The organism is Rhodoferax sp. OV413 (genome assembly GCF_900104385.1).
Taxonomy (GTDB): domain Bacteria; phylum Pseudomonadota; class Gammaproteobacteria; order Burkholderiales; family Burkholderiaceae_C; genus Rhodoferax_B.
Window position 1 is genome coordinate 70701 of sequence record NZ_FNJA01000004.1, and the last position, 25751, is coordinate 96451.

Here is a 25751-nt window from a genome sequence, read left to right on the forward strand (position 1 = left end):
ATCCTATAATTCAAATGCAAATTATTCGCGTTTAAATTAGCCTGCCGATTTTTTGGCAGCTGCCCCATAGGATTTACTGCCCATGCCATTCCGTTCCCCTTCCCTGCTGCGCCGCTCTCTGGTCCTGGCCCTTGGCCTGGGCGTTGCTTCCCTGGCCGCACAAGCCCAGAGCGGCAACGAGCCCCTGGTGATCTACAACGCCCAGCACGTCACCCTGACGCAGGCCTGGGTCGAAGCCTTCACCCGCGAAACCGGCATCAAGGTGGTGGTGCGCAATGGCGGAGATGCCGACCTGGCCAACCAGATCGTGCAAGAAGGCGCAGCCTCGCCCGCCGATGTGTTCCTGACCGAAAACTCGCCCGCCATGTCCCTGGTGGACAACAGCAAGCTGTTCGCGCCGCTGGACCCGGCCACGCTGGCCCAGATCCCCGCCGAATACCGCCCCGACCACGGCCGCTGGACCGGCATTGCCGCGCGCAGCACGGTCTTCGTCTACCGCAAGATCAAGTTCACCCGCGACACCCTGCCCAAATCGATGATGGACCTGGCCGATCCGGCCTGGAAAGGCCGCTTTGGTGCGGCACCAGCCGGGGCCGACTTCCAAGCCATCGTCAGCGCCGTGCTACAGCTGAAAGGCGAAGAAGCCACTGCCGCCTGGCTCAAGGGGCTGAAGGACAACGTGGTCACCTTCCGCGGCAACAGCGTGGCCATGAAGGCCACCAATGACGGCCAGGTAGACGGCGCGCTGATCTACCACTACTACTACTTTGGCGACATGTCCAAGGGCGGCGAGAACACCGAAAAAGTCGGCGTGCACTACTTCCGGAACCAGGACCCAGGCGCGTTCGTCAGCGTCTCGGGCGGCGGCGTGCTGGCTTCCAGCAAGCGCCCCGCCCAGGCCCAGGCTTTCCTGAAATGGCTGACCGGCAAGGGCGGCCAGGAGATTCTGCGCAGCGGCAACTCGTTTGAATATGCCGTGGGCGTGGACGCCAAGTCGAACCGCAACCTGGTGCCGCTGGCCGAGCTGCAGGCGCCCAAGGTTGACATGTCCAAACTCAACACCGGCAAGACCACCGAGCTGATGCTGAAGGCCGGGTTGCTGTAAGAAGCTTAGGCGGTACCGGTAGAGCCGTAACCGCCCTCCCCGCGCTCGGACGCGGGGAATTCGGTGACGATGTTGAACTGGGCCTGCACCACCGGCACGATCACCAGTTGGGCCAGGCGCTCCATGGGTTCGATGGTAAACGACACCGTGCTGCGGTTCCAGGCGCTTACCATCAGCTGGCCCTGGTAGTCGCTGTCGATCAAGCCGACCAGATTGCCCAGCACGATGCCATGCTTGTGGCCCAGGCCCGAGCGCGGCAAGATCAGCGCCGCATAGCCGGGGTCGCACAAATGGATGGCGATGCCGGTGGGCACCAGCTGCCAGGCGTTGGCCTGCAGGGTCAGCGGTGCATCCAGGCAGGCGCGCAGGTCCAGGCCGGCGCTGCCGGGGGTGGCGTAGGCAGGCAGCTGCTCTGCCATGCGGGGGTCGAGAATTTTGACGTCGATTTTCATAGGCTAGAGAGATAGGTTTGTGTCACTTGGCGTTGCCGGTGTTCACCAACGGTGTGATGCCTGGGGCGGCCAGCAGTACCGTATTGCCGGGCTTGGAAGCCACGGCGATGGCAGCATCTTTGGCCGCCTCGATCTCGCGCAAGCGCACCAGCTTGTCGGTCAAGCTGGCCGAAACAATCGCATTGGCTTTGGCCTCACCCTCGGCTTGCACCACCAAGCGCTCCGCCTCGGCTTTGGCGAGTTCGATTTCCTTGCGCTTGCGTTCGATGGCCTGATCGGTTTCGGCGCGCTGGCGGATAGCAGATTCAATCGCTGGATCGGTCAGCAAGTTGCGCACATTCACGGCTGTCACCACAAAGGCGCCCTTGTCGTTGGCGTCCAGCTCTTTCTGCAAATGGGTGCGCACGGATTCGGCCAGTTCGGTGCGCCGGGTGTGCATGGTGGTCGCGTCCATCTGGGCGATCGCGTTGTAGGTGGCCTCGCGTGCCTCACGCTGTACCCGGCCATAAGCCACCACCAAATCACTGGTACCGTCTTTCACCACCTGCTTATGCTGGACCACGTCACCCTGGTATTTCACATACAGCGCCGGAATGGCCGCGGGTGTAGTCTTGTAGTAGATATCCAGATCCACGTCCCGCATGGTCAGGTTATCGCGGCTTTTGGGAGTCAGGTTCTCCAGCTGGAAGCTCACTTCCTTGGCGGTGAACTCGTCCACCGTTTTAAACAACGTGAAGTAGATGCCCGGCACCAAGGCTTCGGTGCCCACTTTGCCCAGGGTGCGCTCGACCCCCACATTGCCGGTATCGATCTGGCTGCAGCCGCCAAGCAAGGCGGTTGCCGAAAATAAGGCCAAGGTATGCAAAGAGTGCATTTTTGCTTTAATTTAAATGAGATGGATGGATGGAATGAAGTAAGCCAGCACCAATAGCGCCAACAGAACCAACGCGCAGGCGCCCAGACGCAAGCCGTGCCGGGCCATGAAGCGCACACCGTTGCGCCGCGTCAACGGCTGGCTAAAGTGCCAAACGGTATAGCCCACCACCAGCAAGCCTAGCAAAATGACCAGATGCTTCATTACGGCTGCACCACCAGCCGGGCAGCGATTTCGGCAACCAGTTGCCGCGCCAGGCTGAGTTTGGAAGCATGGGGGAGCTCGGTAGCGCTCAGCGCGTCTACCAGCAACAGCGCATTTTCGTCTTTACCGAAAGTGGCCGGGCCGATGTTGCCAACCAGCAGCGGCACACCTTTGCGGGCGCGCTTAGCCTGGGCGTTGGCCAGCAGGTCCTGGCTCTCGGCGGCGAAACCTACGCAATACAGGGCACCGCTCAGGGCGCGGGCAGATTGGGCCACGGTGGCCAGGATGTCGGTGTTCTCGACAAACTGCAGCTGCGGCGTGGCGCCCGAGCCGTCTTTCTTGATCTTCTGCTCGGCCGCTTGCGCGGGCCGCCAGTCGGCCACGGCCGCAGTTGCTACAAATACAGTAGCTGCCTGCGCATGCTGCACCACCGCTGTGAGCATATTTTGTGCAGATTTCACATCGATGCGGGTGACGCCGCGCGGCGTGGCCAAAGCCACCGGACCGGCCACCAAGGTCACCTCGGCGCCGGCCTCGCGGGCCGCGCGGGCGATGGCAAAACCCATCTTGCCGCTGGACAGATTGGTAATGCCGCGCACCGGGTCGATAGCCTCGTAGGTGGGCCCAGCGGTGACCAGCAGGCGCTGGCCAGCCAGGGATTTGGGGCGGAAGAAGGCGATCAGGTCCTCGACCATCTCGGCCGGCTCCAGCATCCGGCCATCGCCAGTTTCGCCGCAGGCCTGCGGGCCGTTGCCCACGCCCAGCAAAGTCGCACCGTCCTCGGCCAGCTGCGCCATATTCCGCTGGGTCGCGGGGTGCACCCACATCTCGCGGTTCATCGCCGGAGCGATCAACAGCGGCACCGTGGCGATGGGCCGGGCCAGGCACAGCAGGCTCAGCAGCTCGTCGGAGCGGCCTTGCACCAGCCGCGCCATGAAGTCGGCGCTGCAGGGCGCGATCAGGATCGCATCGGCCTCGCGGCTCAGGTTGATGTGCGGCATGGTGTTGGGCTCGCGCGCATCCCACTGAGATCCGTACACCGGCCGGCCGCTGAGCGCCTGCATGGTGGTCGGCGTAATGAACTGCGCGGCCGCCTCGGTCATCACCACCTGCACGGTAGCGCCCTGCTTGATCAGCAGCCGGCACAGTTCGGCCGACTTGTAGCAGGCGATGCCGCCGGTGAGGCCCAGCACGATGTGCTTGCCTGCGAGGTCGCCGTCCGCAGAAAGAAGTGTGTTGGGGTTCATGGCGGGCAATGTAGCAGAGCAGAACAGCCCAATACCCACCCTTATCACGCCCTTATAATCACCATTTCCACCTCCTCGGGATTGCGTCCCGACTTTGAGATGACCAAATTTGTCTTCGTCACCGGCGGTGTCGTGTCTTCCCTCGGCAAGGGAATCGCTTCAGCCTCTCTTGCAGCCCTCCTCGAATCCCGTGGCCTCAAAGTCACCCTCATCAAGCTGGACCCCTACCTCAACGTAGACCCAGGCACCATGTCGCCGCTGCAGCACGGCGAAGTTTTCGTCACCGATGACGGCGCAGAAACCGACCTCGACTTAGGCCACTACGAGCGTTTCGTCGAAACGCGCATGCGCAAGGCCAACAACTTCACCACCGGCCAGATCTACCAAAGCGTGCTCGACAAAGAGCGCCGCGGCGACTACCTGGGCAAGACCGTGCAGGTGATTCCGCATGTGACCAACGAAATCCAGGACTTCATCAAACGCGGTGCGCGCTTTGGCGAAGCCGATGCGGTAGACGTGGCGATTGTCGAAGTCGGCGGCACCGTGGGCGACATCGAATCCCTGCCCTTCCTGGAAGCCGTGCGCCAGATGAGCCTGAAGCTCGGCCCGAACAACACCGCCTTCGTGCACCTCAGCTACCTGCCGTGGATTGCCGCGGCTGGCGAGCTGAAGACCAAGCCCACCCAGCACACTGCCAAGCAGTTGCGCGAAATCGGCATCCAGGCCGACGTGCTGCTGTGCCGCGCCGACCGCCCGATTCCGCAGGAAGAGCGCTCCAAGATCTCGCTGTTCTCCAACGTCGCCGAATGGGGCGTGATCTCCATGTGGGACGTGGACACCATCTACAAAGTGCCGCGCATGCTGCACGAGCAAGGCCTGGACGGCCTGATCTGCGACAAGCTGCGCCTGAACACCCCGCCCGCCAACCTCAAGCGCTGGGACGACCTGGTGTTCGAAACCGAGCACCCCAAGGGCGAAGTCAATATCGCCATGGTCGGCAAGTACGTGGACCTGAGCGACAGCTACAAGTCGCTGAACGAAGCCCTGCGCCACGCTGGCATGAAGAACCATGTGCGGGTCAAGATCAACTACATCGACTCCGAAACCATCACCCCGGCCACCGTGTCCCGCCTCGGCGGTTTTGACGCGGTGCTGGTGCCAGGCGGCTTCGGCAAGCGCGGCATCGAGGGCAAGATTTGCGCGGCCCGTTTTGCGCGTGAACACAAGGTGCCCTACCTGGGCATCTGCCTGGGCATGCAGGTTGCCACCATCGAATTCGCCCGACACGTGGCCGGCCTGAACGATGCGAACAGTACCGAGTTCGAGCCCGAAACGCCACACCCGGTGATCGCCCTGATCACCGAGTGGAAAGACGCCGACGGCACCATCAAGACCCGCGACGAAAAATCCGATCTGGGCGGCACCATGCGCCTGGGCGCGCAAAGCTCCGACGTGTCCCCCGGCACGGTGGCCCACAGCATCTATGGCGATGTGGTCACCGAGCGGCACCGGCACCGGTATGAGGCCAACGTCAACTACCTGGACCGCTTGCGCGAAGCCGGCCTGGTGATTTCGGCGCTGACCCAGCGCGAACAGCTGACCGAAATGGTCGAACTGCCGCAGAGCCAGCATCCCTGGTTTGTGGGCGTGCAGTTCCACCCCGAGTTCAAGTCCACCCCCTGGAACGGCCATCCGCTGTTCAACGCCTTCGTGAAAGCCTCGCTGGACCAGCAAGGAGCCAAGAAATGAAACTGTGTGGATTTGACATCGGACTGGACAAGCCCTTCTTCCTGATCGCCGGCCCCTGCGTGATCGAGTCCGAGCAACTGCAGATGGATACCGCCGGCACGCTGAAGGAAATCACCACCGAACTCGGTATTCCCTTCATCTTCAAGAGCAGCTTCGACAAGGCGAACCGCAGCAGCGGCAACACCTTCCGCGGCCCGGGCATGGAAAAAGGCCTGGAAATTCTGGCCAAGGTGAAGCGCGAGCTCGGCCTGCCGGTATTGACCGACATCCATGACGAATCGCAGATCGCCCATGTCGCCAGCGTCGTCGACGTGCTGCAGACCCCGGCCTTTTTGTGCCGCCAGACCGATTTCATCCGTGCCGTGGCCCAGAGCGGCAAGCCGGTGAACATCAAGAAGGGCCAGTTCCTGGCCCCTGGCGACATGAAGAACGTGATCGACAAAGCCCGCGCTGCCGCCAAGGAAGTCGGCCTGCTGGAGGACAACTTCATGGCCTGCGAACGCGGTGCCAGTTTTGGCTACAACAACCTGGTCAGCGACATGCGCAGCCTGGCCATCATGCGCGAAACCCATGCCCCCGTGGTGTTCGACGCCACCCACTCGGTGCAGCTGCCTGGCGGCCAAGGCACCAGCAGCGGCGGCCAGCGCGAGATGGTGCCGGTGCTGGCACGCGCGGCTGTCGCCGTGGGCGTGGCCGGTGTGTTCATGGAAACCCACCCGGACCCGAGCAAGGCCATGAGCGATGGCCCGAACGCCGTGCCCCTGAAGCACATGCGCGCCCTGCTGGAAACCCTGGTGGCGCTGGACCGCGTGACCAAGAAAAACGGCTATCTGGAAAACAGCTTCTCCGCATGAGCCTGGCGCGCGCTGGTTACGTACCCCGAACAATCGGCACGCAAACAGCCGCGCGGCCCCCAAGCCATGCAAAAATCCGTTGTTGAGCTCCAGGCCCTTAGACAGGCTAGCCATGCCCGATTTTTATTTAACTAGGAAGACAAAAAATGAGTGCAATTGTTGACATCGTCGCCCGTGAAATCCTGGATTCGCGCGGCAACCCCACCGTGGAATGTGATGTGCTGCTGGAATCCGGCACCATGGGCCGTGCGGCTGTACCGTCGGGCGCATCCACCGGCTCGCGCGAAGCCATCGAACTGCGTGATGGCGACAAGAAGCGCTACCTGGGCAAAGGCGTGCTGAAGGCCGTCGAGCACATCAACACCGAAATCTCCGAAGCCATCCTGGGCCTGGACGCTTCCGAGCAAGCCTTCCTGGACAAGACCCTGATCGACCTGGACGGTACCGAAAACAAATCCCGCCTGGGCGCGAATGCCATGCTGGCCGTCTCCATGGCCGTGGCCCGCGCTGCGGCCGAAGAATCCGGCCTGCCGCTGTACCGCTATTTCGGCGGCATGGGCGGCATGCAGTTGCCCGTGCCGATGATGAACGTCATCAACGGCGGCGCGCACGCCAACAACAGCCTGGACTTGCAAGAATTCATGATCATCCCGGTCGGCGCACCCAGCTTCCGCGAAGCGCTGCGCTACGGCGCCGAAGTGTTCCATGCGCTGAAGAAGATCCTTCACGACCGCGGCATCAGCACCGCCGTCGGCGACGAAGGCGGCTTTGCCCCCAGCGTAGAAAACCACGAAGCCGCGATCCAGCTGATCCTGGAAGCCATCACCCTGGCCGGCTACACCGCTGGCGAAGACATCGTACTGGGCCTGGACTGCGCCGCCAGCGAGTTCTACAAGGACGGCCAGTACGTGCTGGAAGGCGAAGGCGGCATCAAGCTGTCGGCCGCGCAATGGACCGACATGCTGGCCACCTGGTGCGACAAATACCCCATCATCAGCATCGAAGACGGCATGGCCGAAGGCGACTGGGACGGCTGGAAACTGCTGACCGACCGCCTGGGCAAGAAGGTGCAGATCGTCGGCGACGACCTGTTCGTCACCAACACCAAGATTCTGCAAGAAGGCATCGACAAGGGCATCGCCAACTCGATCCTGATCAAGATCAACCAGATCGGCACCCTGACCGAAACCTTCGCCGCCATCGAAATGGCCAAGCGCGCCGGCTACACCGCCGTGATCTCGCACCGCTCCGGCGAAACCGAAGATTCGACGATTGCCGACATCGCTGTGGGTACCAATGCCGGCCAGATCAAGACCGGTTCGCTGAGCCGTTCCGACCGCATGGCCAAGTACAACCAGCTTCTGCGCATCGAAGAAGATCTGGGTGATGTGGCCACCTACCCCGGTCGCAAGGCTTTCTACAACCTGAAGTAAGCCGACTGCTGCCGCCGCACCGCCATGGCATCCCGCGTAGTCCCTGTGATCTTGCTAGCTCTGCTAGGGATATTGCATGCGCAGCTGTGGTTCGGGCGCGGCAGCATTTCCGAAGTCAGCCGCCTGCAGCAGAAGCTGGAGGCGCAAAAGATCCACAACGACGAAGCGCAGCAGGTCAACGACCAACTCAGCGCCGAAGTCCGCGATCTGCAAGAAGGTTTGGAAATGGTGGAAGAACGTGCCCGCTTCGAGCTGGGCATGGTCAAGTCCAACGAAATCTTCGTCCACATCACAACGAAATAGAACACCCCCAGGCTCCAGTGCTACGCACTTTCCGCCAACCCCCTTGCAGGGGGCAACACCAGCAGCCTGGCGAAGCCAGTTCTGCGGTGTTTCTGGAAAGCTTGCGTTCCGACTGTGACGGTGGATTGTGTAGTTACGGATTAAGTTGATCAAGATTGCCCTGCTGGGTGCCGAAAGCACGGGCAAGACCCAGCTGGCCGAATCCCTCACCGCTACCTTGTGTAGCCGGGGCCACAGCGTTAGCCACATCCCCGAATATCTGCGCCTGTGGTGCGACACCGCAGGCCGCACGCCGCGTGCCGAAGAGCAATGGGCAATCGCCAACGCGCAGACCGCGCGCATTTCCCAAGCCCCAGTCGCCACTTATTTGATTGCCGACACCACCGCGCTGATGACTGCCGTCTACAGCGAGCTGCTATTTGGTGACGACAGCTTGTACGCCATAGCGCTGGAGCAGCAGCGCAGCTTTGATTTGACTCTGGTAATGGGGCTGGACCTGCCCTGGGCCGCCGACCCACTGCGCGACGGCCCGCACAGCCAAGCCCCGGTAGACGTCCGCCTGCGCGCCGCCTTGGCACGGGGCAATCTGCCTTACCAGGTGGTCTACGGCAAAAATCTGGCCCGCATCCAGAATGCGCTGCTCGCTATTGAATCAATAACTGCTGGCGCAGGTGAGATCAGCGCCAGAGGCCGATTTTCCTCAAAAAATAGTGTTCCATGGATCTGGAACTGCGAGAAATGCAGCGACCCGGAGTGCGAGCACCGGCTGTTCAGCAGCTTACTGAACCGCTGACGGCCCGGGCAATGTGGCGTCAGGGGTGGTGAACAGCTGCGCCGCGTCCACCGCGTCAAACCGGTACTGCTTGCCGCAGAACTCGCAGGCTACTTCCACCTGGTTGCTCTCGGCCAGAATGCCCTCCACCTCCTCGGTGCCCAGGCTGCGGATCATCGCGCCCACGCGGTCGCGGCTGCAGGTGCAGGCGAACTTGGGCGCGGTAGGGCCGATGTGTGGGCTGAACATCAGCACCTGCTCTTCCCAAAACAGGCGCCGCAGGATGGTGTCCACGTCCAGGGTCAGCAGCTCTTCGCGCTTCAGCGTGGACGCCAGGTGGGCGATGCGGTTGTAGTGCTCGCTCTGGCCGATTTCGTCCTCATTCTCCTGGCTGACCAGGCTGCCGGCCAGGTTCTTCTCGCCTTTGACCGGCAGGCGCTGGATCAGCAGGCCGGCGGCCACCTGCTCGTCGGCCGCCAGCACCATCAAGGTGTCGAGCTGCTCGCTTTGCAGCATGTAGTGCTGCAGCACGTCGCTGAGCTTTTCCAGCTTTTCCTTCTGGTCGCCGAACAACGGCACCACGCCCTGGTAGGCCTGCTGGCCGGGGAACTTGTCCTTCGGGTCCAGGGTAATGGCGCAGCGGCCTTCGTTGTGCACGTTGACCATCTGGCTCAGGCTGGCGCCCGCCGGTACCTCGCCCATCACGCTGGCGGTGGTGCGCAGGCTCAGGTCGGGCTGCACCTCGACCACGGCCAGCTTGACCGGGCCGTCGCCAAAAATCTGCAGCACCACGGCACCGTTGAACTTGATGTTGGACTGCATCAGCACGCCGGCTGCCGTCATCTCGCCTAGCAGCTCGGCCACCGGCGCGGGGTACGGCCCGGTGGTGCTGTTGGAGGCGCGGCGCTGCAAGATTTCTTGCCAGGCGTCGGTCAGGCGCACGATGCAGCCGCGTACCGGCAGGCCATCGAATAGGAATTTATGGAGTTCAGACAAGGTAACTTCCCAGGCTATTGGATATGGATAAGGGGCCGCTTGGGCTTTCTACAATTGTAGGTATGGAACTCCGACACCGCGCACTGCAAGCCCTGTGCCTCACCGATCCTGCAGAAAAAGTGGCTGCAGCGCAATCATTACAAGCGCAAGCAGCTACGCTTTCGATAGCAAACCAGCATTTCAAGCCCTTTGGCAACCCGCCTGGGCGCCCAGACCGGCCGGTACTGGTCGAGCGCGTCAGCAAACCACAGCGCTCGCCCTTCACCCCCGACGGCCTGGCCACGCTGCTGCACACCGTGGCGCATATCGAGTTCAACGCCATCAACCTGGCACTGGACGCCGCTTGGCGCTTCGACGGCATGCCCGACGCCTTCTACCGCGACTGGGTGCGCGTAGCGGCCGAAGAGGCCCTCCATTTCAGCCTGCTGCGCAGCCATTTGCAAAGCCTGCAGGGTCACGACGGCCAGCACTGGGACTACGGCGACTTCCCGGCCCACGACGGGCTGTGGACCGTCTGCGCCGCCACCAGTGTCGATGTGGTGGCCCGCATGGCCCTGGTGCCACGCACCCTGGAGGCCCGCGGCCTGGACGCCACCCCGTTGATCCAGGCCAAGCTGCGCCGGGTCGCCACGCCACAGGCGCTGCGCGCGGTGGAGATTCTGGACACCATCCTGCACGACGAAGTCGGCCACGTGGCCATCGGCAACCACTGGTACCGCTGGCTGTGCGCACGCGACGGCTGGGAGCCGGTCGCGCATTACCGCCTGCTGGCCGAGCGCTACGACGCACCCCAGCCCAAGCCGCCGTTCAACACCCAGGCCCGGCTGCAGGCCGGGTTTACCGACGAAGAGCTGGCGATTTTGCTGGCTACCTAGCTCAAGCCGCAACGTTTTTGGGCTTGTTCCACGTGTAGACAGCGGTGACGGCGTAGTTCCATACTGCGCCGACCACTATGCCCGCCAGTGCCGCCAACGCCCAATTGGTCGTGTTTTCACGAAATAAATAGGTGGCAATACCGACGTTGGCCGCTGCGCCGAAGGAGCAGGCGATGGAAAAGGACACCCAACCCTTGACCAGCCCCCAACCAGTGAGACGACGGTCCCGGTAGGTAAAGGCATTGTTCAGCAGAAAATTGAAGGCCATGGTCACCACCGAGGCCGCGATCTGGCCATTAGCAAAATCGACCTCCATGCCTTTGAACAGTGCCAACAAAATGAGCATGTGCACCAGCACACCCAAGCCTCCGATCATCGCAAACGGAATGAAGCGTACCGGCACATAGCGGCCGATGGATTTGTCCAGCAGCAGCATCAGGTACTCCCAGGCGACCATTGAATCAAGCTTGCTTTCGCCCGAGAAACGGCTCTTGAAGGTATAGGCTAATTCCAGAAAGCGCATGGGCCGTGGCACGGATGCAAACAGATCCAGCAATATCTTGAACCCGATGCCCGACAGATTTGGCATCGCCTCGTACAACACCTCGCGGCGCAGCATGAAGAAACCGCTCATGGGGTCGCGCAAGTCGGCCTTCACGACGCTACTGGCAAGCCGTGTGGCAATACGGCTGATCTTGGCGCGTTCGGCATCCCATTCACCCACACTGCCCTGGCTCACATAACGGCTGCCGACCACGATATCCAGTTGGCCCGTCTGCAGCTCACGCAGCATAGCCGGCAGCAGGGTTTCATCGTGCTGCAGATCAGCGTCCATCACCGCAACATAGGGCGCGCTGGATGCCAGCATACCTTCGACGCAGGCGGTGGACAAACCGCGGCGGCCTATGCGGTGCACCAGCCGCACACGGGCATCCTGTAAAGCCAGTTCACGCACGACCTGGGCTGTACCGTCCGGGGAGTTGTCGTCCACAAAGATTGCCTCCCACCTCACCTGGACCAGGCAACTGTCCATGCGCCGCAGCAGCTCGGCAATATTGCTTTTCTCGTTGAAAGTCGGAATAACGATGGACAACTGGACGCCAGGAAGGATATTTTGCATAGCGGTCAATCCAATAAGTGACGCGCTTAATTTGCTTTCAACTCTGTGCCTATCCCGACCAGCTCGGCGCCGAGGGGCAAGGCGGGAGACTGCAGTTCGCCCAGGAACTGGTAGATGCGCAGGCGCTTATCGGCCTGATTGAAATTCGCCGTGGTGTGGACTTCCTGCACCAACGCAAAGCGGCTGCGGTCCTCGAGCAGCTGCGACAACGCGGCCATCGACGGCAAGTCTTGCCAGAAATCCGGGTCGTAGACGACGTAACGCACGCCGTGCTGGTGGAAAAATTCGGCAATCCTCTCGCCGGTCAGTTGCCGGTCCTGAATCCCGCGTTCGCGCTCGATGGAGACACGGAAAAGCAACTTGTCTGCCCGAGCCACGCTGACATCGTTACGATTGCCCGCCCTCATATTGAAGATGAAGCTGCCATCACGGTTGCCTGAAAACAGCACCGCACTATCGGCTGGCGCATGCTCCAATACGTAGGCAGCTGCCTGTTCATAACCGCGCACAAATTGAATCGGCCGGTAGACGATAGACCAAGCCAGAACACCCACGGCCAACATCACGGCGCTTGCATGCACCCAATACGCGTGACGCTCTGATGCCAAATTTTTAATTGCCAGAACCGCGAACAAGGGTAGCGGCAACAACACCATCAGATCGTGGCGCGGCTCACGCACCATGATGAATGAGAAAAACAGATACCCGCACACCAACCACGCCAGCAGTAACACCATGTGCGCACGCGGCAGACGCCAGGCAGGACGCACACAGCAACCAGCGATATAAATGAGCGCCAAGACTACCGTAGGCCAACCCAGTTGTGCTGGTAATACCGAGGCATAGTATGTCCATGCGGCCAAGCTCAGGCGAGACATGTCATCCCGCTGGCTGCCGCCCAGCATCGATGCAGAATTGACTTGACCAAACTTGAGCTGCAAAAAAATCAGCGGCGCAATCAACACAAGAGCCAATAAAGTTGCACCCCACACATGGCGGTTACTGAGCACCCGCCGGCCCTGCCCGGCCCACAAGCCCAATGCCATAGCTGGGATAACAAACAAGGGGGTCTGCTTGGTGTACAGAGCAACCGCAAGCAGTAACACGCTTAAATAGAGATCACGCGGTCGCTCTTGGTCCAAGTAACGCGCAAACACGATCACCGTCACCACCAACCAAGCGTAGGTCGGGATATCCAGCATGACCTGCCGGCCCCAGAAAGTAATCTCCGGCGCGCCTACCAGCAGCAAGCCTGCAGCCAGCGCCAACAATGTGCCCACCCATCGCCGCGCCAATACGTAGTACGAGCAACCGAGAAAAAGGTAAAAAACTGCAACAGTGCCCTGTGCCACCGGATGGGAAAACCCAAATACCGCGTAAGCCAGCGCCAGAGCCCCCGAGAACAAAGGCGGGTAGAAAAGAACCGTCAGCGCGGGGTACTGAAGGTAATAGCGAACCGCAAAGCCTCGCGGGTCGGCCATTGGTAGATGGGCTAAAAAATCATGGACGAAGATGCCATTCAAGGCATGGCGGGGTGCATCGCTCCACACAAAATCGCCCCCTACGGGCGCATGCAGATAAAGAACAATGGTGGCAACAACAAAAACGAGGAATACACCTGCGGTCCGCAGGTAATGCGAGCAGCGATTCCATCCTCTTGCGCTATTCATGTTGGCATACGCCCACGACCACTCCCTCGTCCATTTTTACCAGGGTTGCAGCCCCACTCCCACCTCAGGGCTAGCTTCGTGAGCTACTATAAGCGTAAGTCCACTGATGCCGTCCATCAGATGATCAACACGTTCCTTATTTAAGCGATCCAAGTTGTTTCTTGACTTCATCTTAGCCTGCAACCCATGCCACCATCTGACATATCCGACCCCACTGCTTCTCAAGCCACGGGCATGATCGTGATCGCCCGCCAACCTATCGTGGACGCGCAGCGTTCGGTGGTGGCCTACGAGCTGTTTGACCGCTCGACCGCGGACCACAACGCGGCCAGCGATGTAGCGCTGATCTTCAATGCCATGACCCACACCGGCAACGAGTCGCTGGTGGGCAAGGTCACCATCTTCGTCAACTGCACCCATGAAAGCCTGGCTGGCGGCCATCTGGACCTGATCCAGCCCGACAAGGTGGTGCTCGAAGTCGGGCCGGTGCCCGGCCATGCGCCGGATGAAATTGAAGTCCGTAAACACACGCTGATCGAGCTGCGCAAGCGTGGCTTCCGGCTGGCCTTCAACCACACGGTGCTGGCACCGGTCTACGCGTCCTGGCAGCCACTGGCCGACTACGTCAAGCTGGACCTGATGGCCCTCAAGCCTGAGCAGCTGCAGGTCATCGTGGCCGCCGTCAAGACCCGTACCAAGGCCGCGGTGATCGCCGAAAAGGTCGAAACCGCCGAACAATTCAGCGCCCTGGCCGCCTATGGCGCCACCCTGTTCCAGGGCTACTGGTTTGCCCGCCCGGATGTCATCAAAACCCGGGTGGTGACCCCTAGCCAGGCCCATGTGCTGCAGCTGATCAACCTGGTGCGCAACCAGGCCAGCACCGAGGAAATCGAAGCTGTGCTGAAAAAGGACGCCATGCTGGGCTTCAACCTGATGCGGCTGATCAACTCGTCGGGCTTTGGGTTGACCCGCGAAATCACCTCATTCCGCCAGGCCGTGATGCTGATGGGCCTGAAAAAGCTGTTCCGCTGGGCCGCCCTGCTGCTCACCGCCTCGCGGGCCAATGGCACCTCGGCTGCGGTCGGCACCATGGCCGTGGTGCGGGGCCGGATGATGGAGCTGCTGGCCAAAGGCAATATGACCGACGAGGAAACGGACGGGGCCTTTGTGGTCGGCATTTTCTCCTTGCTCGACGTGATGCTCGGCATGCCGCTGGAGCAAGCACTGGAGCTGTTGTCGCTGCCACCGGCGGTCACCGAGGCGCTGCAACACGGCACGGGCATCTATGGCCCCATGCTGGCCCTGACCAAAGCCTGCGAAAGCAATGACGACGAAGCCTTCACCGCCGCCGCCAATGCCATGCAGTTCTCCAACCACCACATCAATATGGCCCACATGGAGGCTCTGGCTTGGGCAGACACCCTCTCAATCTAGGGTCAACCCGGGTATAAGTTTCCCTTGTCGAGCCGTTCTTCCCTAAAATTGGATTTAATTGGCCCTCGCGGCCCGAAATAGCCACTACGCAATGTCCACCATACCCGACGAACTCCAAGGCTCTAAACAGCCGTCTGACGCTGAAGAAGACAGCCATGTGCTGATCGCGCGCCAGGCCATCGTGGATGAGAACCGCGCCGTATTCGGCTATGAGCTGTATGACCGCTCCACCCCCAGCCAAGGCTATACGGCCGACAGCGATGCCGCATTGCTGTTCAACGCCTTGTCGTTCGCCGATACCGAGACGCTGGTAGGGCAAAAGCTGGTTTTCATCAACTGCACGCTGGAGAGTCTGATCGGTGGCCATCTGGAGCTGATCCACCCCGACAAAGTGGTCCTGGAAGTGCCCCCGGTGCCGGGCAATGCGCCCCAAGACATCGAAAGCCACGCCCTCATACTGGAAGACCTGCGCAAGCGCGGCTTCAAGTTTGCCTTCAACCACTCGGTGCTGACCCGTGGCTACGCGCCCTGGCGGGCCCTGGCTTCGTTCGTCAAGCTCGACATGACGGTGCTCAAGCCCGAGATGGTGCAGCCCTTCGTCAAATTTGCCACCGCCAACACCACCGCCCAGCTGATTGCCGAGAAGGTGGAAACCGCCGAACAGCACCAGTTGCTGACCAGCTACGGCATCAAGCTGTTCCAGGGCTACTGGTTCGCCAAGCCCGCGCTGGTCAAGGCGCAAACCATCCGCCCCTCGCAGGCCACCATCCTGCAGCTGATCAACCTGGTGCGCAAACAGGCCACCACCGCCGAAATTGAAGAGCTTCTGAAGCGCGACCCGACCCTGTCGTTCAACCTGCTGCGCTTCATCAACTCGTCCGGCTTTGGCCTGAACTGCGAGATCACCTCGTTCCGCCACGCTGTGATGATCCTCGGCCTGAAGAAGCTGTTCCGCTGGGCCGCGCTATTGATGACCACCTCGCGCAACGGCGGCGCACCGCCGGCCGTGGGCCAGACCGCCGTCGTGCGCGGCCGCCTGATGGAGCTGCTGACTGCCGAAATGCTGTCGCCCGAAGACTGCGACAACGCCTTTGTGGTCGGCGTCTTCTCCCTGCTCGACGCCATGCTCGGCGTGCCGCTGGCCAAGGCGCTGGAATCCGTGGCCCTGCCGCAACCGGTACTCGACGCGCTGCTGTACCGCACCGGCGTCTTCGCGCCCTTCCTGGCGCTCACAGAAGCCTGCGAAAGCGGCGACGACGAAGTCTTCGGCCGTACCGCCGAGGCTCTGCACCTCTCGAACAAGCAAGTCAACTGGGCGCATCTGCAAGCCCTGGCCTGGGCCGAGTCGCTGGCTGCCGACTAAAGTAGGGACGTAGCTCGCTGCTATGCTTTTTCAGTAAGAATTCAATAGCTATCAGCGTAGGCTGTTACTGCGGTAACAGCCTTTTTTATGCCTGAAAAATGGCTTCAAATTGGCACAGCCGCTGGGCTCCACCCACTGCGCCGGCCGGTGGCCCTGCGACTGCAGTAGCCCCTCTCCACCATCCGCCTCACTTGCTGCACCGCAGCATCATCTTTTATTGACAGGCCAAACTAAGCTCTTCTATGATCGTCTTTCATAATACCAAAGACATATTGGAGACAAGACGTGGCAGGCATTCAACTGAACCGGGTCAGCAAGCACTACGGCAACGTGGCGGTGATGAACGATCTGAGCCTGGACATCGCGCAAGGCGAGTTCCTGGTGTTCCTCGGCCCCTCGGGCTGCGGTAAATCGACCCTGCTGCGCATGATGGCCGGCCTGGAGCCTGTGACCGCGGGCAGCATCACCATCGCCGGGCGCGACGTGACCGACCTGCCCCCTGGCCAGCGCGGCGTGGCCATGGTGTTCCAGCACTACGCGCTGTACCCGCACATGAGCGTGTACGACAACATGGCTTTTGGCATGCGCAACATCGGCCTGGCCGAAGCCGAAATCAGCACCCGCATCACCGACGCCGCCCGCATGCTGGAGCTGGAGCCGCTACTGCGGCGCAAGCCCGGCCAGCTGTCGGGCGGGCAACGCCAGCGCGTGGCGATTGGCCGCTCCATCGTCAAGAATCCCAGCGCGTTTCTGTTTGACGAACCGCTGTCGAATCTGGACGCGGCCCTGCGCACCCGCACCCGGGTCGAGCTGGCGCGGCTGCACCAGAGGCTGCAATCGACCATGGTGTTCGTGACCCACGACCAGGTCGAAGCCATGACGCTGGCGACCCGTATCGTGGTGATGAACAAGGGCCAGATCGAACAAATCGGCGCGCCCATGGACATCTACCGCCGCCCGGCGACCCGCTTTGTGGCGGGCTTCATCGGCCAGCCAGCGATGAACTTCCTGGACACCCAACGTATGCCCGCACAAGACGGCCGGCTGTGCCTGCAACTAGCCCACGGCAGCATTCTGCGCACCACGCTGATGGATGCCGACGTACCCCACACCGGCCCGCTGACCCTTGGCATCCGCGCTGAATCCATCACCGTAGACCCGCAGGGCGAGCTGCCCGGCCGCATCGACATCGTGGAACGCCTGGGCGACCGCACGCTGGTGCACGTAGGCCTGGCCGATGGCAGCAGCGTGGTGGCCGAGGCCCACCGCGACAGTACCGCCTCTCCCGGCGAGGCCGTGGCGCTGCGCATCGACAGCGCACGCCTGCATGTATTCGACGCGGCGGGCCTGGCCCACCACGCGCCTCTGTAAGGCCCGTCATGCAAAAACCCCGCAAACAACCCAAGCACTGGGGCAACGCCTTGTTCGTGCTGCCCTTTCTGGTGGTCTACGTTCTGCTGCTGGTGCTGCCGTTGGCCAGCGGCTGGTGGCTGAGCCTGCGCGACGTGGACATGCTGGCAGACACCAGCGACTTCATCGGCCTGAAGAACTACGCCGACCTGCTGCACGACGACATCTTCATGGGCGCGGTGCGCAACACCTTTTACTTTGTAGGCATGACGACGCCGGTATTCGTCGCGCTGGGCCTGGCACTTGCATTGGCTTTGAACCGGCCCGGGCGCACTGGTGCTGCGCTACGCGCTATCTTTTTTGGATCATCGGTGCTGTCGGTAACCATCGTCACCCTGGTCTGGCGGCTGGTGCTGATGCCCGACCGGGGCCTGCTGTCGAACCTGATGCAGGGCATGGGCCTGGCACCGATTGCGCCGCTGGTCAGCGAGGCCTTAGCCCTACCGTCGGTGGCGCTGGTCACCGTATGGTGGATCATTGGCCTGCCGATGATGCTGTTCCTGGCCGCGCTGCAGCAGATCCCGCAAGAAATGTACGAAGCCGCCGCGTTGGACAACGCCGGCCGCTGGCGCACCTTTGTGTCCATCACGCTGCCGTCGATCAAGCGCACGGTGGCGCTGGTAGCGGTGATCGAAGTCATCCAGCAGTTCCAGCTGTTCGGCCAGTCTTACCTGATGACGGCCGGCGGACCGAACAACACCTCCCGCCCCATCGTTCAGTTCATCTATGAAACCGGCTTCCGGCAGTGGGCGCTGGGCTACTCGGCCGCCGCTGCCCAGGTGCTGTTTGTGCTGATGCTGCTTGGCGTCAGCCTGCAAGCCTGGCTGAACCGCCGCAACGCTTAAAGGAACGCCGCAATGTCAAATATGGTTGGAAAAGGCTGGGGCGACCGCCTGGTGCTGGGCGCGGCGATTGCGCTGGCCTGCTTGTGGGTGGCACCCTTGCTATGGGTTTTGATGCTGTCATTCAAGCCCAATGACGTGCTGGCGGCACGCACCGATGTGTTGTTTGCGCCGCCGTTCACACTGAAGAACTACAGCGACATCCTGGGCACATCCTCGGTGTTCCGCTGGCTGATGAACAGCGCCATCGTCTCGCTGGGCCAGACCTTTTTGACACTGGTGATCGCCTCGCTGGCCGGCTATGGCTTTGCCCGTACCACGTTTCCGGGCCGGCGGATTTTGTTTGCCTTTGTGCTGGCCGGGCTGGCTGTGCCCGAGCAGGCCATCATCGTGCCGCTGCACCGCATGTTTGCCGACCTGGAGCTGCACAATACTTATAGCGCGCTGATCCTGCCGCGGCTGGCCGCGCCGTTTGGGGTGTACCTGATGGCCCAGTACTTCAAGGGCATACCGATGGAGCTGGAAGAAGCTGCACAGCTGGACAACGCCTCCCGGCTGAAGATCTTCTGGCGCATCATCCTGCCGCTGTCGGTGCCGGCGCAGGCGACTCTGGGCATCTTCACCTTCCTCAACTCGTGGAACGACTACCTGTGGCCGCTGGTGTCGGCATCCAAGTCCGAGATGTACACCATCACGCTGGGCCTGGCCTCGACGCAATCGAACTTTGCCCAAAGCGAAGGCATTGGCTACCTGATGTCGCAGGCGGTGTTCGCCGGCCTGCCGCTGTTCATCCTGTACCTGTTCTTCCAGAAATACATCGTCACCGCTGTGGCCGGCACTGCCGTGCGCTGACAGACCCAAAACGGGGCAGCGCCGATCCGCTGCACATCGAAAACGGCCATCCGCTGCGGTGGGGCCTGGATAAAAAAGGAGACAAGCATGCATTTCAGAAAACTCACCGTCCGCCTGCTGGCGGTTACTCTGGCCAGCAGCGCCGCGCTGTGCGCCGCGCAGGACAAGACCGAGATCACCCTGGCCCGCTTCTTTGGCGCCTGCGAGGCCGACTACGGCAAGGCAGTGGACGCCAGCAAGGCCCAGGGTGAATGCGGCATCATCACCACGCTGGTGAATGAATTCAACGCCACCAACAAGCAGGGCATCGTGGTCAAGCCGCAGATCGCCGAATGGCAGCCCTTTTACGACCAGTTGAGCGCACGCATCGTCTCCAAGGACGTGCCCACCATCAGCGTGATGCACGAATCGGTGCTGGGCGACTACGTGGCCCGCAAACTGGTGGAGCCGCTAGACGATGGCTTCAAGTCGGTCGGCATCAGCACCGACCAGTTCAGCGAGCAGGCCAAGACCGGCGCCATCATCGGCGGCAAGGCTTACGCCCTGCCCTTCGACACCTGGTCCTGGCTGTGGCACATCAACGGCAATCTGATGAAGAAGGCAGGCTTGACCAAAGCCGACGGCACCGTGATCTTGCCGCAAAGCCCCGAAGAGCTGCTGGCACAGGCCCGCAAGTTCAAGGAAGCCACCGGCAAGCCCTACCTGAGCTGGCCCGCCGCCGACGTGGCAGGCAACTTCCGCAGCCTGGTCACCCTGGTGGCCCAGCAGAACGCCAGCCTGTTCCCGACCAGCGGCAAGCAGATCGACATGCATTCCAAAGCCGTGCGCAACGCGCTGGAGCTGGCCAATACGCTGTACAGCGAAGGCCTGATCAAACCGAACCTGGACTACAGCGCCGGCAACCAGGCCTTTGTAAACGGCGACGTGGGCGTGCACATCGTCGGCACCTGGACGATTGGCGACTTTGTTGCTGCCGCAGAAAAAGCCGACTCGCCCCTGAAGGGCGGTTACTCCGTCGTGCCATTCGCCAAGCTCTATGCCAAAAAGGCGGCATTTGCCGACGGCCACAGCTGGGTGATGCTGAAGGGCGGCGCCAAGGACGAGAAAACCCGCAAGGCCGCGCTGACCTTCATGAAGTTCCTGTGGGACCGCGATTACGAGTGGGCCCGCACCGGCCACCTGCCCGCCAACAAAACCGCGGCAGAGCGCGACGACTTCAAGAAGCTGCCGTTCCGCAGCAACATCCTGGAGATCAGCTCCATCGGCGTGTCGCTGCCGAACAGCGTGCCGCGCCAGCGCGCCATCGAGTCCATCGTCGGCGAAGAGATGGTCAACATGATGGTCGCCAAAAAACCGATCGATGCGGTGCAAAAGTCGGCCGAAGAACGCGTCAACAAGCTCCTGGCAGGCGTTCGCTAGTTCACCCCACCTTTTTGCTGGGGCAGCCCGCCCCAGCCCACCCACTTTTTACAGGAAGCACACCATGATCTCCACCCGCCTGGTCGTAGACCGCGACTTCGTCGTCTCCGATCTCGACCGACGCATCTTCGGCTCCTTTGTCGAACACCTCGGCCGCGCGGTCTACACCGGCATCTATGAACCCGGCCACCCCACTGCCGACGAACGCGGTTTTCGCGGCGACGTGATGGAGCTGACGCGCGAACTCGGCCCCACCATCGTGCGCTACCCGGGCGGCAACTTTGTCTCTGGCTACAACTGGGAAGACGGCGTAGGCCCCGCAGCCGACCGCCCGGTGCGGCTGGACCTAGCCTGGGCCTCCACCGAGACCAACCAGTTCGGCACCAATGAATTCATGGAATGGTGCAAGGCCACCGACATCGAACCCATGTGGGCCGTCAACCTGGGCACGCGTGGCCCGGACGAAGCCCGCGAGTTCCTCGAATACTGCAACCACCCCGGAGGCACCGCCTTGTCCGACCTGCGCAAGCAGCACGGCGTGGAAGCCCCGCACGACATCAAGTTCTGGTGCCTGGGCAACGAGATGGACGGCCCCTGGCAGATCTGCTCCAAGACTGCCGACGAATACGGCCGCATCGCCCATGAAACCGCCAAGCTCATGCGCCTGGTGGACCCAACTATCCAGCTGGCTGCCTGCGGCTCGTCGCAACACAATATGCCGACCTACGGCAAGTGGGAAGACACGGTGCTGGAGCATTGCTTCGACGACGTGGACTTCATCTCGCTGCACACCTATTTTGAAAACCGCGGCGACTCCACACCGGAGTTCTTCGGCTGCATCGAGCAGATGGATTTGTCGATCAAGGAAATCGTCGCCGTGGCCGATGGCGTGGCCGCGCGCAAGCATTCGACCAAGCGCATCATGCTGTCGTTTGACGAGTGGAACGTCTGGTACAAGGCGCGCTCGATCAACGATCTGCGCAAGCCCGGCTGGCCGGAGGCCCCGCGTCTTCTGGAAGAAATCTACAACACCGAAGACGCCCTGGTGGTCGGCGGCGCACTCATCGTGATGATGAACAACGCCGACCGCGTCAAGGCCGCCTGCCTGGCGCAGCTGGTGAACGTGATCGGCCCCATCATGACCGAGCCCGGCGGCCCAGCCTGGCGCCAGACCATCTTCTACCCCTTTGCCCAGGCCACCCGCTTTGCCCACGGCAAGGTGCTGCGCCCGGTGATCGAGTCGCCCAGCTACGAAGCCAAGACCCACCCGGAAATCCCTTACCTCTGCGCCTGTGTGGTCGACGACGAAAGCACCGGCACCACCACGGTGTTTGCGCTGAACCGGCATCTGACCGAAAGCATGCAGCTGCGCATCGAACTGCGCGGCCTGGGCATGTCGCGCACGCTGGACCACGCGCTGGCCCTGCACCACAGCAATATGAAGGCCACCAACACCAAAGATGCACCCAACACCGTTGTGCCGGAAAATAACCCCCATGTGCAGGTAGACGGCGAAACCATCCTGGCCGAACTGAAGCCGGGCTCGTGGAACGTGATCGTGACGACGGCCACCGCGCGTCGATAAAAACAAGGGGGGCGCATGGATGCCCCGCTACAAGGAAACCGCATGTTTGAACGTGAACCCCTGGTAGGCACGATGACCGCACAGGTGGCAAAAATCATAGGCATGCGCGTCGTCGGCGGAGAGTTTTTGCCGGGCGACGCGTTGCCCGTCGAAAGCGATCTGTGCAGCGCCTACGGCGTCAGCCGCACCACCGTGCGCGAGGCCATCAAGCAGCTGTCGAGCAAGCGGCTGATCGACGTGTCGCCGAAGATCGGCACGCGGGTGCTGCCCTTTGCCGACTGGAACCTGCTGGACCGCGACGTGCTGGCCTGGCGCCTGCACGCCCAGTTCGACAGCAAGATCATCGAAGATATTTATGAAATGCGCCTGTGCTTCGAGCCTCGCGCCTGCTACCTGGCGGCGCAGGCCGGCAACGCAGCCGATATGCAACTGCTGGACCGGCGCTACCGCGAGCTGGCCGATGCCTACACCAGCAACGAGGTGCGCGCCGCCGCCGAGGCCGACCTGGCTTTCCACATGACCATCATCGAGGTGTCGCGCAACGGCATGTTCATCACCATCGGCAACGGCATCAAGGCTGCGCTGCGCGTGTCGTCCGAAATGCTGCTGCGCCACGCCACCCGGCCCAGCGAAGACCTGGAGCTGCACGCCGCCGTGCACCGCCACATCCTGGCGCACGAACCCGATGCTGCGGCCAAGGCCATGACCGATCTGCTCAGCGCGTCCCAGGCGCGGCTGCTGCCCTATACCGTCAAGCCCTAGCGCATGGCCGCCACCTGGTCCGTCGCGGTATTCGCCCACAACGAGGCGAAGCGCATCGCCGCCACACTGAACAGCATCGCCGCGGCCGCCGACGGTGCCGCGCTGGACGTGGTGGTGCTGGCCAATGGCTGCCGCGACCGCACGGCCGCCATCGTGCGCGAAATGGCCCTGGCATCGCCGCGCCTGCGGGTGGTCGAGATCGCCTTGGGCGACAAGGCCAATGCCTGGAATTACTACGTCCACACCCTGGCTATCGCTGCGGACATGCATGTCTTCGTCGACGGCGATGTGCAAGTCGAACCCGGGGCATTGCCTGCGCTGGCCGCGGCCCTGGCCGAGGTGCCAAGTGCCAACGCCGCCGGCGCACTGCCCAGCACCGGCCGCGACCGCGAGGCCTGGAGCGCCCGCATGCTGTCCAACGGCACTCTAGCCGGCGGGCTGTATGCGCTGCCTGGGCAATTTGTGGAACGCATCCGCCAGCGCGCGATTCGCCTGCCCCAAGGCCTGATTGGCGAGGACTGGCTGGTGTCGGTGTTGGCTAAAAGTGATCTGCAGCCGCTGGCAATCGACCCCGCAGCCGGCCAGCGCGTAGTGTTTGCACGGCAGGCCGGTTTTGCCTTCCGCTCGCTGAGCCCGTGGCGGCCCGCGGACTACCGGGTTTATCTGCGCCGGCTGTGGCGCTACGCATTGCGCGGCGTGCAGTTCGAGATCGTGCTGGGCTGGCTTTGGCACTATCCGCCCGAGGCCCTGCCGCCCGAGATAGAACAGCTCTACATGCGCGCCCGGCCGCCATCGCGGCTGAAATGGGTGGGCTGGACTTCGCCGCTGCGCCTGTGGGCGGTGCAAAGAGTGCGCGGCGTGCGCGCCAAGGCGGCGGCGAAAGGCGAGCTCGTCGCCTAGGCGGCTGCGCCCTTGGGCAGGCTGTGCGCCACGGCCTGTAAAATTTCTTCGGACAGCGCTGCGTCGTCCACCGCGCGCGCCAGCACCAGGCCGCCCACCATGCTGGCATAGGCGGCAAACGCTTTCTCGCGCTTGGCGGCCTTGGAGCGGCCAGGCATCCACTGCATCAATAGCCCGGCCATCGCCGTGATGCCCTCGGTCAGCGCGTGGCGCACCGACGGTGGCTGGCGCGCCACCTCGGAGCCCAGGGCCGCAACCCAGCAGCCCTTGCCCGGCTGGTCGCGGTGGGAGGTGGACAGGAAGCGGCTGGTCACCGCCTGCAACGGCTGGTCCGGCGTGTCCGCCGCCAGCTGGTTCCACCAGGCAACACCGCCGTCGAAGGCCCGCGTGCTGGCCTGGGCCATCAGGTCTTCCTTCGAGGCGAACTGGCCGTAGAAGCCGCCGTGGGTCAGCCCGGCGGATTTCATGATGTCGGCCAGGCCCACCCCGTCAAAACCCCGCTCGCGGAACAACTTTGCGGCTACCTGCAGCACCCGTTCACGGTTCTCGTTGGCTTGTTCGCGGCTGACTTTCATGGTGCTACCTCGGTGTGGAAATGCTGTTGCTTGCATTTTAAATGATGATCGACATATAATTCAATCATGATGATCGTCATCTAAAAACCCAACCACCCGGAGCACACACATGACATCCCTGAACACCACCCTCGGCACCGCACTCGTTACCGGCGCCTCCAGCGGCATTGGTGCAGTCTATGCCGACCGCCTGGCCCAGCGCGGCTACAACCTGCTGCTGGTGGCGCGCGACCAGTCGCGGCTGGAGGCCCTGGCCGCCCGGCTGCGCAGTGCTTTTGGCGTGCAAGTCGAAGTGCTGCCGGCCGACCTCACAGCCAAGGCCGATGTGGCCCGCATCGAGCAGCGCCTGCGCAGCGATGCCACTATTACCCTGCTGGTCAACAACGCCGGCATCGCCAGCAACGGCAAGCTGGCCGAGTCCGACATCGACAGCGTGGACGCCATGGTGCAGCTCAACGTGGTCACCCTGACCCGCCTGGCCGCCGCCGCCCTGGCCAGCTTTGTGCCGCGCGGCCGCGGCATCCTGGTGAACATCGCCTCCGTGGTCGCCCTGTTCCCCGAGAGCTTCAACGCCAGCTACAGCGCCACCAAGGCCTATGTGCTCAGCCTGTCGCAAAGCCTGCATGCCGAAGCCGGCCCCAGCGGCGTGCAGGTGCAGGCGGTACTGCCCGGCGTAACGCGTACCGAGATATGGGAACGCAGCGGAATGGAACTGGCCCAGCTGCCGCCCGAAATGGTGATGGATGCTGGCGCCATGGTCGACGCCGCCCTGGTGGGCATGGACCAGCACGAGCTGGTCACCATCCCCTCGCTGCCCGACGCAGCCGACTGGCAGGCCCTGGGCAACGCCCGCGCCAAGCTGCAGCCGAATCTGTCGCGCAGCCAGCCAGCGCAGCGTTATCTGAACGCAGTCGCTACTGTTTAGATAGCTACTCCCGCTGGTGGAATATGCGCT

Annotated in this window: 25 protein-coding genes; 17 read left to right on the forward strand and 8 right to left on the reverse strand. The window is 62.4% G+C overall.

Annotated features, from left to right (window positions below; translation table 11 throughout):
- Positions 1–82: 82 nt before the first annotated feature.
- Positions 83–1105, forward strand: coding sequence for an iron ABC transporter substrate-binding protein (locus BLT66_RS14840; RefSeq protein ID WP_092758511.1), 1023 nt, complete (start codon positions 83–85; stop codon positions 1103–1105).
- A gap of 5 nt (positions 1106–1110) precedes the next feature.
- Here BLT66_RS14840 and dut read toward each other — a convergent pair whose 3' ends face one another.
- From dut to coaBC, 4 genes are read right to left on the reverse strand one after another with little or no spacing between them, the layout of a single operon-like run.
- Positions 1111–1557, reverse strand: a complete 447-nt coding sequence (gene dut / locus BLT66_RS14845) for a dUTP diphosphatase (protein WP_092758512.1) — start codon at positions 1555–1557, stop codon at positions 1111–1113.
- A gap of 22 nt (positions 1558–1579) precedes the next feature.
- Complete coding sequence (locus BLT66_RS14850) at positions 1580–2431, reverse strand: SPFH domain-containing protein (RefSeq protein WP_092758513.1); 852 nt, start codon at positions 2429–2431, stop codon at positions 1580–1582.
- 12 nt (positions 2432–2443) lie between these two features.
- Positions 2444–2635 (reverse strand): hypothetical protein, encoded by a 192-nt coding sequence (locus tag BLT66_RS14855; protein ID WP_092758514.1) that lies wholly within the window; start codon positions 2633–2635, stop codon positions 2444–2446.
- Entirely contained in the window at positions 2635–3882 is a 1248-nt protein-coding gene (gene coaBC / locus BLT66_RS14860; protein ID WP_092759152.1) for a bifunctional phosphopantothenoylcysteine decarboxylase/phosphopantothenate--cysteine ligase CoaBC, read from the reverse strand. The genes BLT66_RS14855 and coaBC overlap by 1 nt, the downstream gene beginning before the upstream one ends.
- A gap of 99 nt (positions 3883–3981) precedes the next feature.
- On the opposite strand from coaBC, the gene BLT66_RS14865 reads away from it, so the two are divergent.
- From BLT66_RS14865 to BLT66_RS14885, 5 genes are all read left to right on the forward strand, one after another.
- Positions 3982–5631, forward strand: coding sequence for a CTP synthase (locus BLT66_RS14865; protein ID WP_092758515.1), 1650 nt, complete (start codon positions 3982–3984; stop codon positions 5629–5631).
- Complete coding sequence (kdsA, locus tag BLT66_RS14870) at positions 5628–6485, forward strand: 3-deoxy-8-phosphooctulonate synthase (protein ID WP_092758516.1); 858 nt, start codon at positions 5628–5630, stop codon at positions 6483–6485. The genes BLT66_RS14865 and kdsA overlap by 4 nt, the downstream gene beginning before the upstream one ends.
- 146 nt (positions 6486–6631) lie before the next feature.
- Positions 6632–7918 carry a phosphopyruvate hydratase gene (eno, locus tag BLT66_RS14875; RefSeq protein ID WP_092758517.1) on the forward strand — a complete coding sequence of 429 codons (1287 nt, stop codon included), beginning with the start codon at positions 6632–6634 and terminating at the stop codon, positions 7916–7918.
- Positions 7919–7942: 24 nt separating this feature from the next.
- Positions 7943–8221, forward strand: a complete 279-nt coding sequence (ftsB, locus tag BLT66_RS14880; protein WP_092758518.1) for a cell division protein FtsB — start codon at positions 7943–7945, stop codon at positions 8219–8221.
- A gap of 145 nt (positions 8222–8366) precedes the next feature.
- Positions 8367–9014 (forward strand): AAA family ATPase, encoded by a 648-nt coding sequence (locus tag BLT66_RS14885; protein WP_369821604.1) that lies wholly within the window; start codon positions 8367–8369, stop codon positions 9012–9014.
- On the opposite strand, the gene BLT66_RS14890 is transcribed toward BLT66_RS14885, so the two are convergent.
- Positions 9000–9989 carry an Hsp33 family molecular chaperone HslO gene (locus tag BLT66_RS14890; protein ID WP_092758519.1) on the reverse strand — a complete coding sequence of 330 codons (990 nt, stop codon included), beginning with the start codon at positions 9987–9989 and terminating at the stop codon, positions 9000–9002. The genes BLT66_RS14885 and BLT66_RS14890 overlap by 15 nt on opposite strands.
- 62 nt (positions 9990–10051) lie before the next feature.
- On the opposite strand from BLT66_RS14890, the gene BLT66_RS14895 reads away from it, so the two are divergent.
- Positions 10052–10864, forward strand: a complete 813-nt coding sequence (locus BLT66_RS14895; protein ID WP_092758520.1) for a ferritin-like domain-containing protein — start codon at positions 10052–10054, stop codon at positions 10862–10864.
- A 1-nt stretch (position 10865) separates the two neighbouring features.
- Here the strand turns inward: BLT66_RS14895 and BLT66_RS14900 are convergent, their stop codons facing one another.
- Together BLT66_RS14900 and BLT66_RS14905 are read right to left on the reverse strand one after the other, a co-directional pair.
- Positions 10866–11984: a glycosyltransferase family 2 protein gene (locus tag BLT66_RS14900; protein WP_092758521.1), complete on the reverse strand. Its 1119-nt coding sequence runs from the start codon at positions 11982–11984 to the stop codon at positions 10866–10868.
- 26 nt (positions 11985–12010) lie between these two features.
- The gene (locus BLT66_RS14905; RefSeq protein WP_092758522.1) at positions 12011–13654 is read right to left on the reverse strand and encodes a glycosyltransferase family 39 protein; all 1644 of its coding nucleotides are present in this window, start codon (positions 13652–13654) and stop codon (positions 12011–12013) included.
- 186 nt (positions 13655–13840) lie between these two features.
- Between BLT66_RS14905 and BLT66_RS14910 the strand changes: the two genes are divergently transcribed.
- The 9 genes from BLT66_RS14910 (at position 13841) to BLT66_RS14950 (ending at position 24221) form a co-directional block, all read left to right on the forward strand.
- A complete protein-coding gene (locus BLT66_RS14910) occupies positions 13841–15088 on the forward strand; it encodes an EAL and HDOD domain-containing protein (protein ID WP_092758523.1) in 1248 nt (415 codons plus the stop codon).
- A 91-nt stretch (positions 15089–15179) separates the two neighbouring features.
- Positions 15180–16451 (forward strand): EAL and HDOD domain-containing protein, encoded by a 1272-nt coding sequence (locus tag BLT66_RS14915; RefSeq protein ID WP_092758524.1) that lies wholly within the window; start codon positions 15180–15182, stop codon positions 16449–16451.
- A 285-nt stretch (positions 16452–16736) separates the two neighbouring features.
- Complete coding sequence (locus BLT66_RS14920; RefSeq protein ID WP_092758525.1) at positions 16737–17822, forward strand: ABC transporter ATP-binding protein; 1086 nt, start codon at positions 16737–16739, stop codon at positions 17820–17822.
- 8 nt (positions 17823–17830) lie between these two features.
- Positions 17831–18706 (forward strand): carbohydrate ABC transporter permease, encoded by an 876-nt coding sequence (locus tag BLT66_RS14925; protein WP_092758526.1) that lies wholly within the window; start codon positions 17831–17833, stop codon positions 18704–18706.
- A gap of 12 nt (positions 18707–18718) precedes the next feature.
- Positions 18719–19555 carry a carbohydrate ABC transporter permease gene (locus BLT66_RS14930; RefSeq protein ID WP_092758527.1) on the forward strand — a complete coding sequence of 279 codons (837 nt, stop codon included), beginning with the start codon at positions 18719–18721 and terminating at the stop codon, positions 19553–19555.
- A gap of 87 nt (positions 19556–19642) precedes the next feature.
- On the forward strand, positions 19643–20974 hold the full coding sequence (locus BLT66_RS14935; protein ID WP_092758528.1) for an extracellular solute-binding protein: 1332 nt from the start codon (positions 19643–19645) through the stop codon (positions 20972–20974).
- Between the two features lie 64 nt (positions 20975–21038).
- Complete coding sequence (locus tag BLT66_RS14940) at positions 21039–22559, forward strand: arabinosylfuranosidase ArfA (protein WP_092758529.1); 1521 nt, start codon at positions 21039–21041, stop codon at positions 22557–22559.
- A 42-nt stretch (positions 22560–22601) separates the two neighbouring features.
- Positions 22602–23321 carry a FadR/GntR family transcriptional regulator gene (locus BLT66_RS14945; RefSeq protein ID WP_092758530.1) on the forward strand — a complete coding sequence of 240 codons (720 nt, stop codon included), beginning with the start codon at positions 22602–22604 and terminating at the stop codon, positions 23319–23321.
- A 3-nt stretch (positions 23322–23324) separates the two neighbouring features.
- Entirely contained in the window at positions 23325–24221 is an 897-nt protein-coding gene (locus BLT66_RS14950) for a glycosyltransferase family 2 protein (protein ID WP_092758531.1), read from the forward strand.
- Here the strand turns inward: BLT66_RS14950 and BLT66_RS14955 are convergent.
- Positions 24218–24796: a TetR/AcrR family transcriptional regulator gene (locus BLT66_RS14955; RefSeq protein WP_092758532.1), complete on the reverse strand. Its 579-nt coding sequence runs from the start codon at positions 24794–24796 to the stop codon at positions 24218–24220. The two genes, BLT66_RS14950 and BLT66_RS14955, sit on opposite strands and share 4 nt — an antisense overlap.
- Before the next feature lie 109 nt (positions 24797–24905).
- Between BLT66_RS14955 and BLT66_RS14960 the strand changes: the two genes are divergently transcribed.
- A complete protein-coding gene (locus tag BLT66_RS14960) occupies positions 24906–25721 on the forward strand; it encodes an SDR family NAD(P)-dependent oxidoreductase (RefSeq protein WP_092758533.1) in 816 nt (271 codons plus the stop codon).
- The last annotated feature ends 30 nt before the right edge of the window (positions 25722–25751 follow it).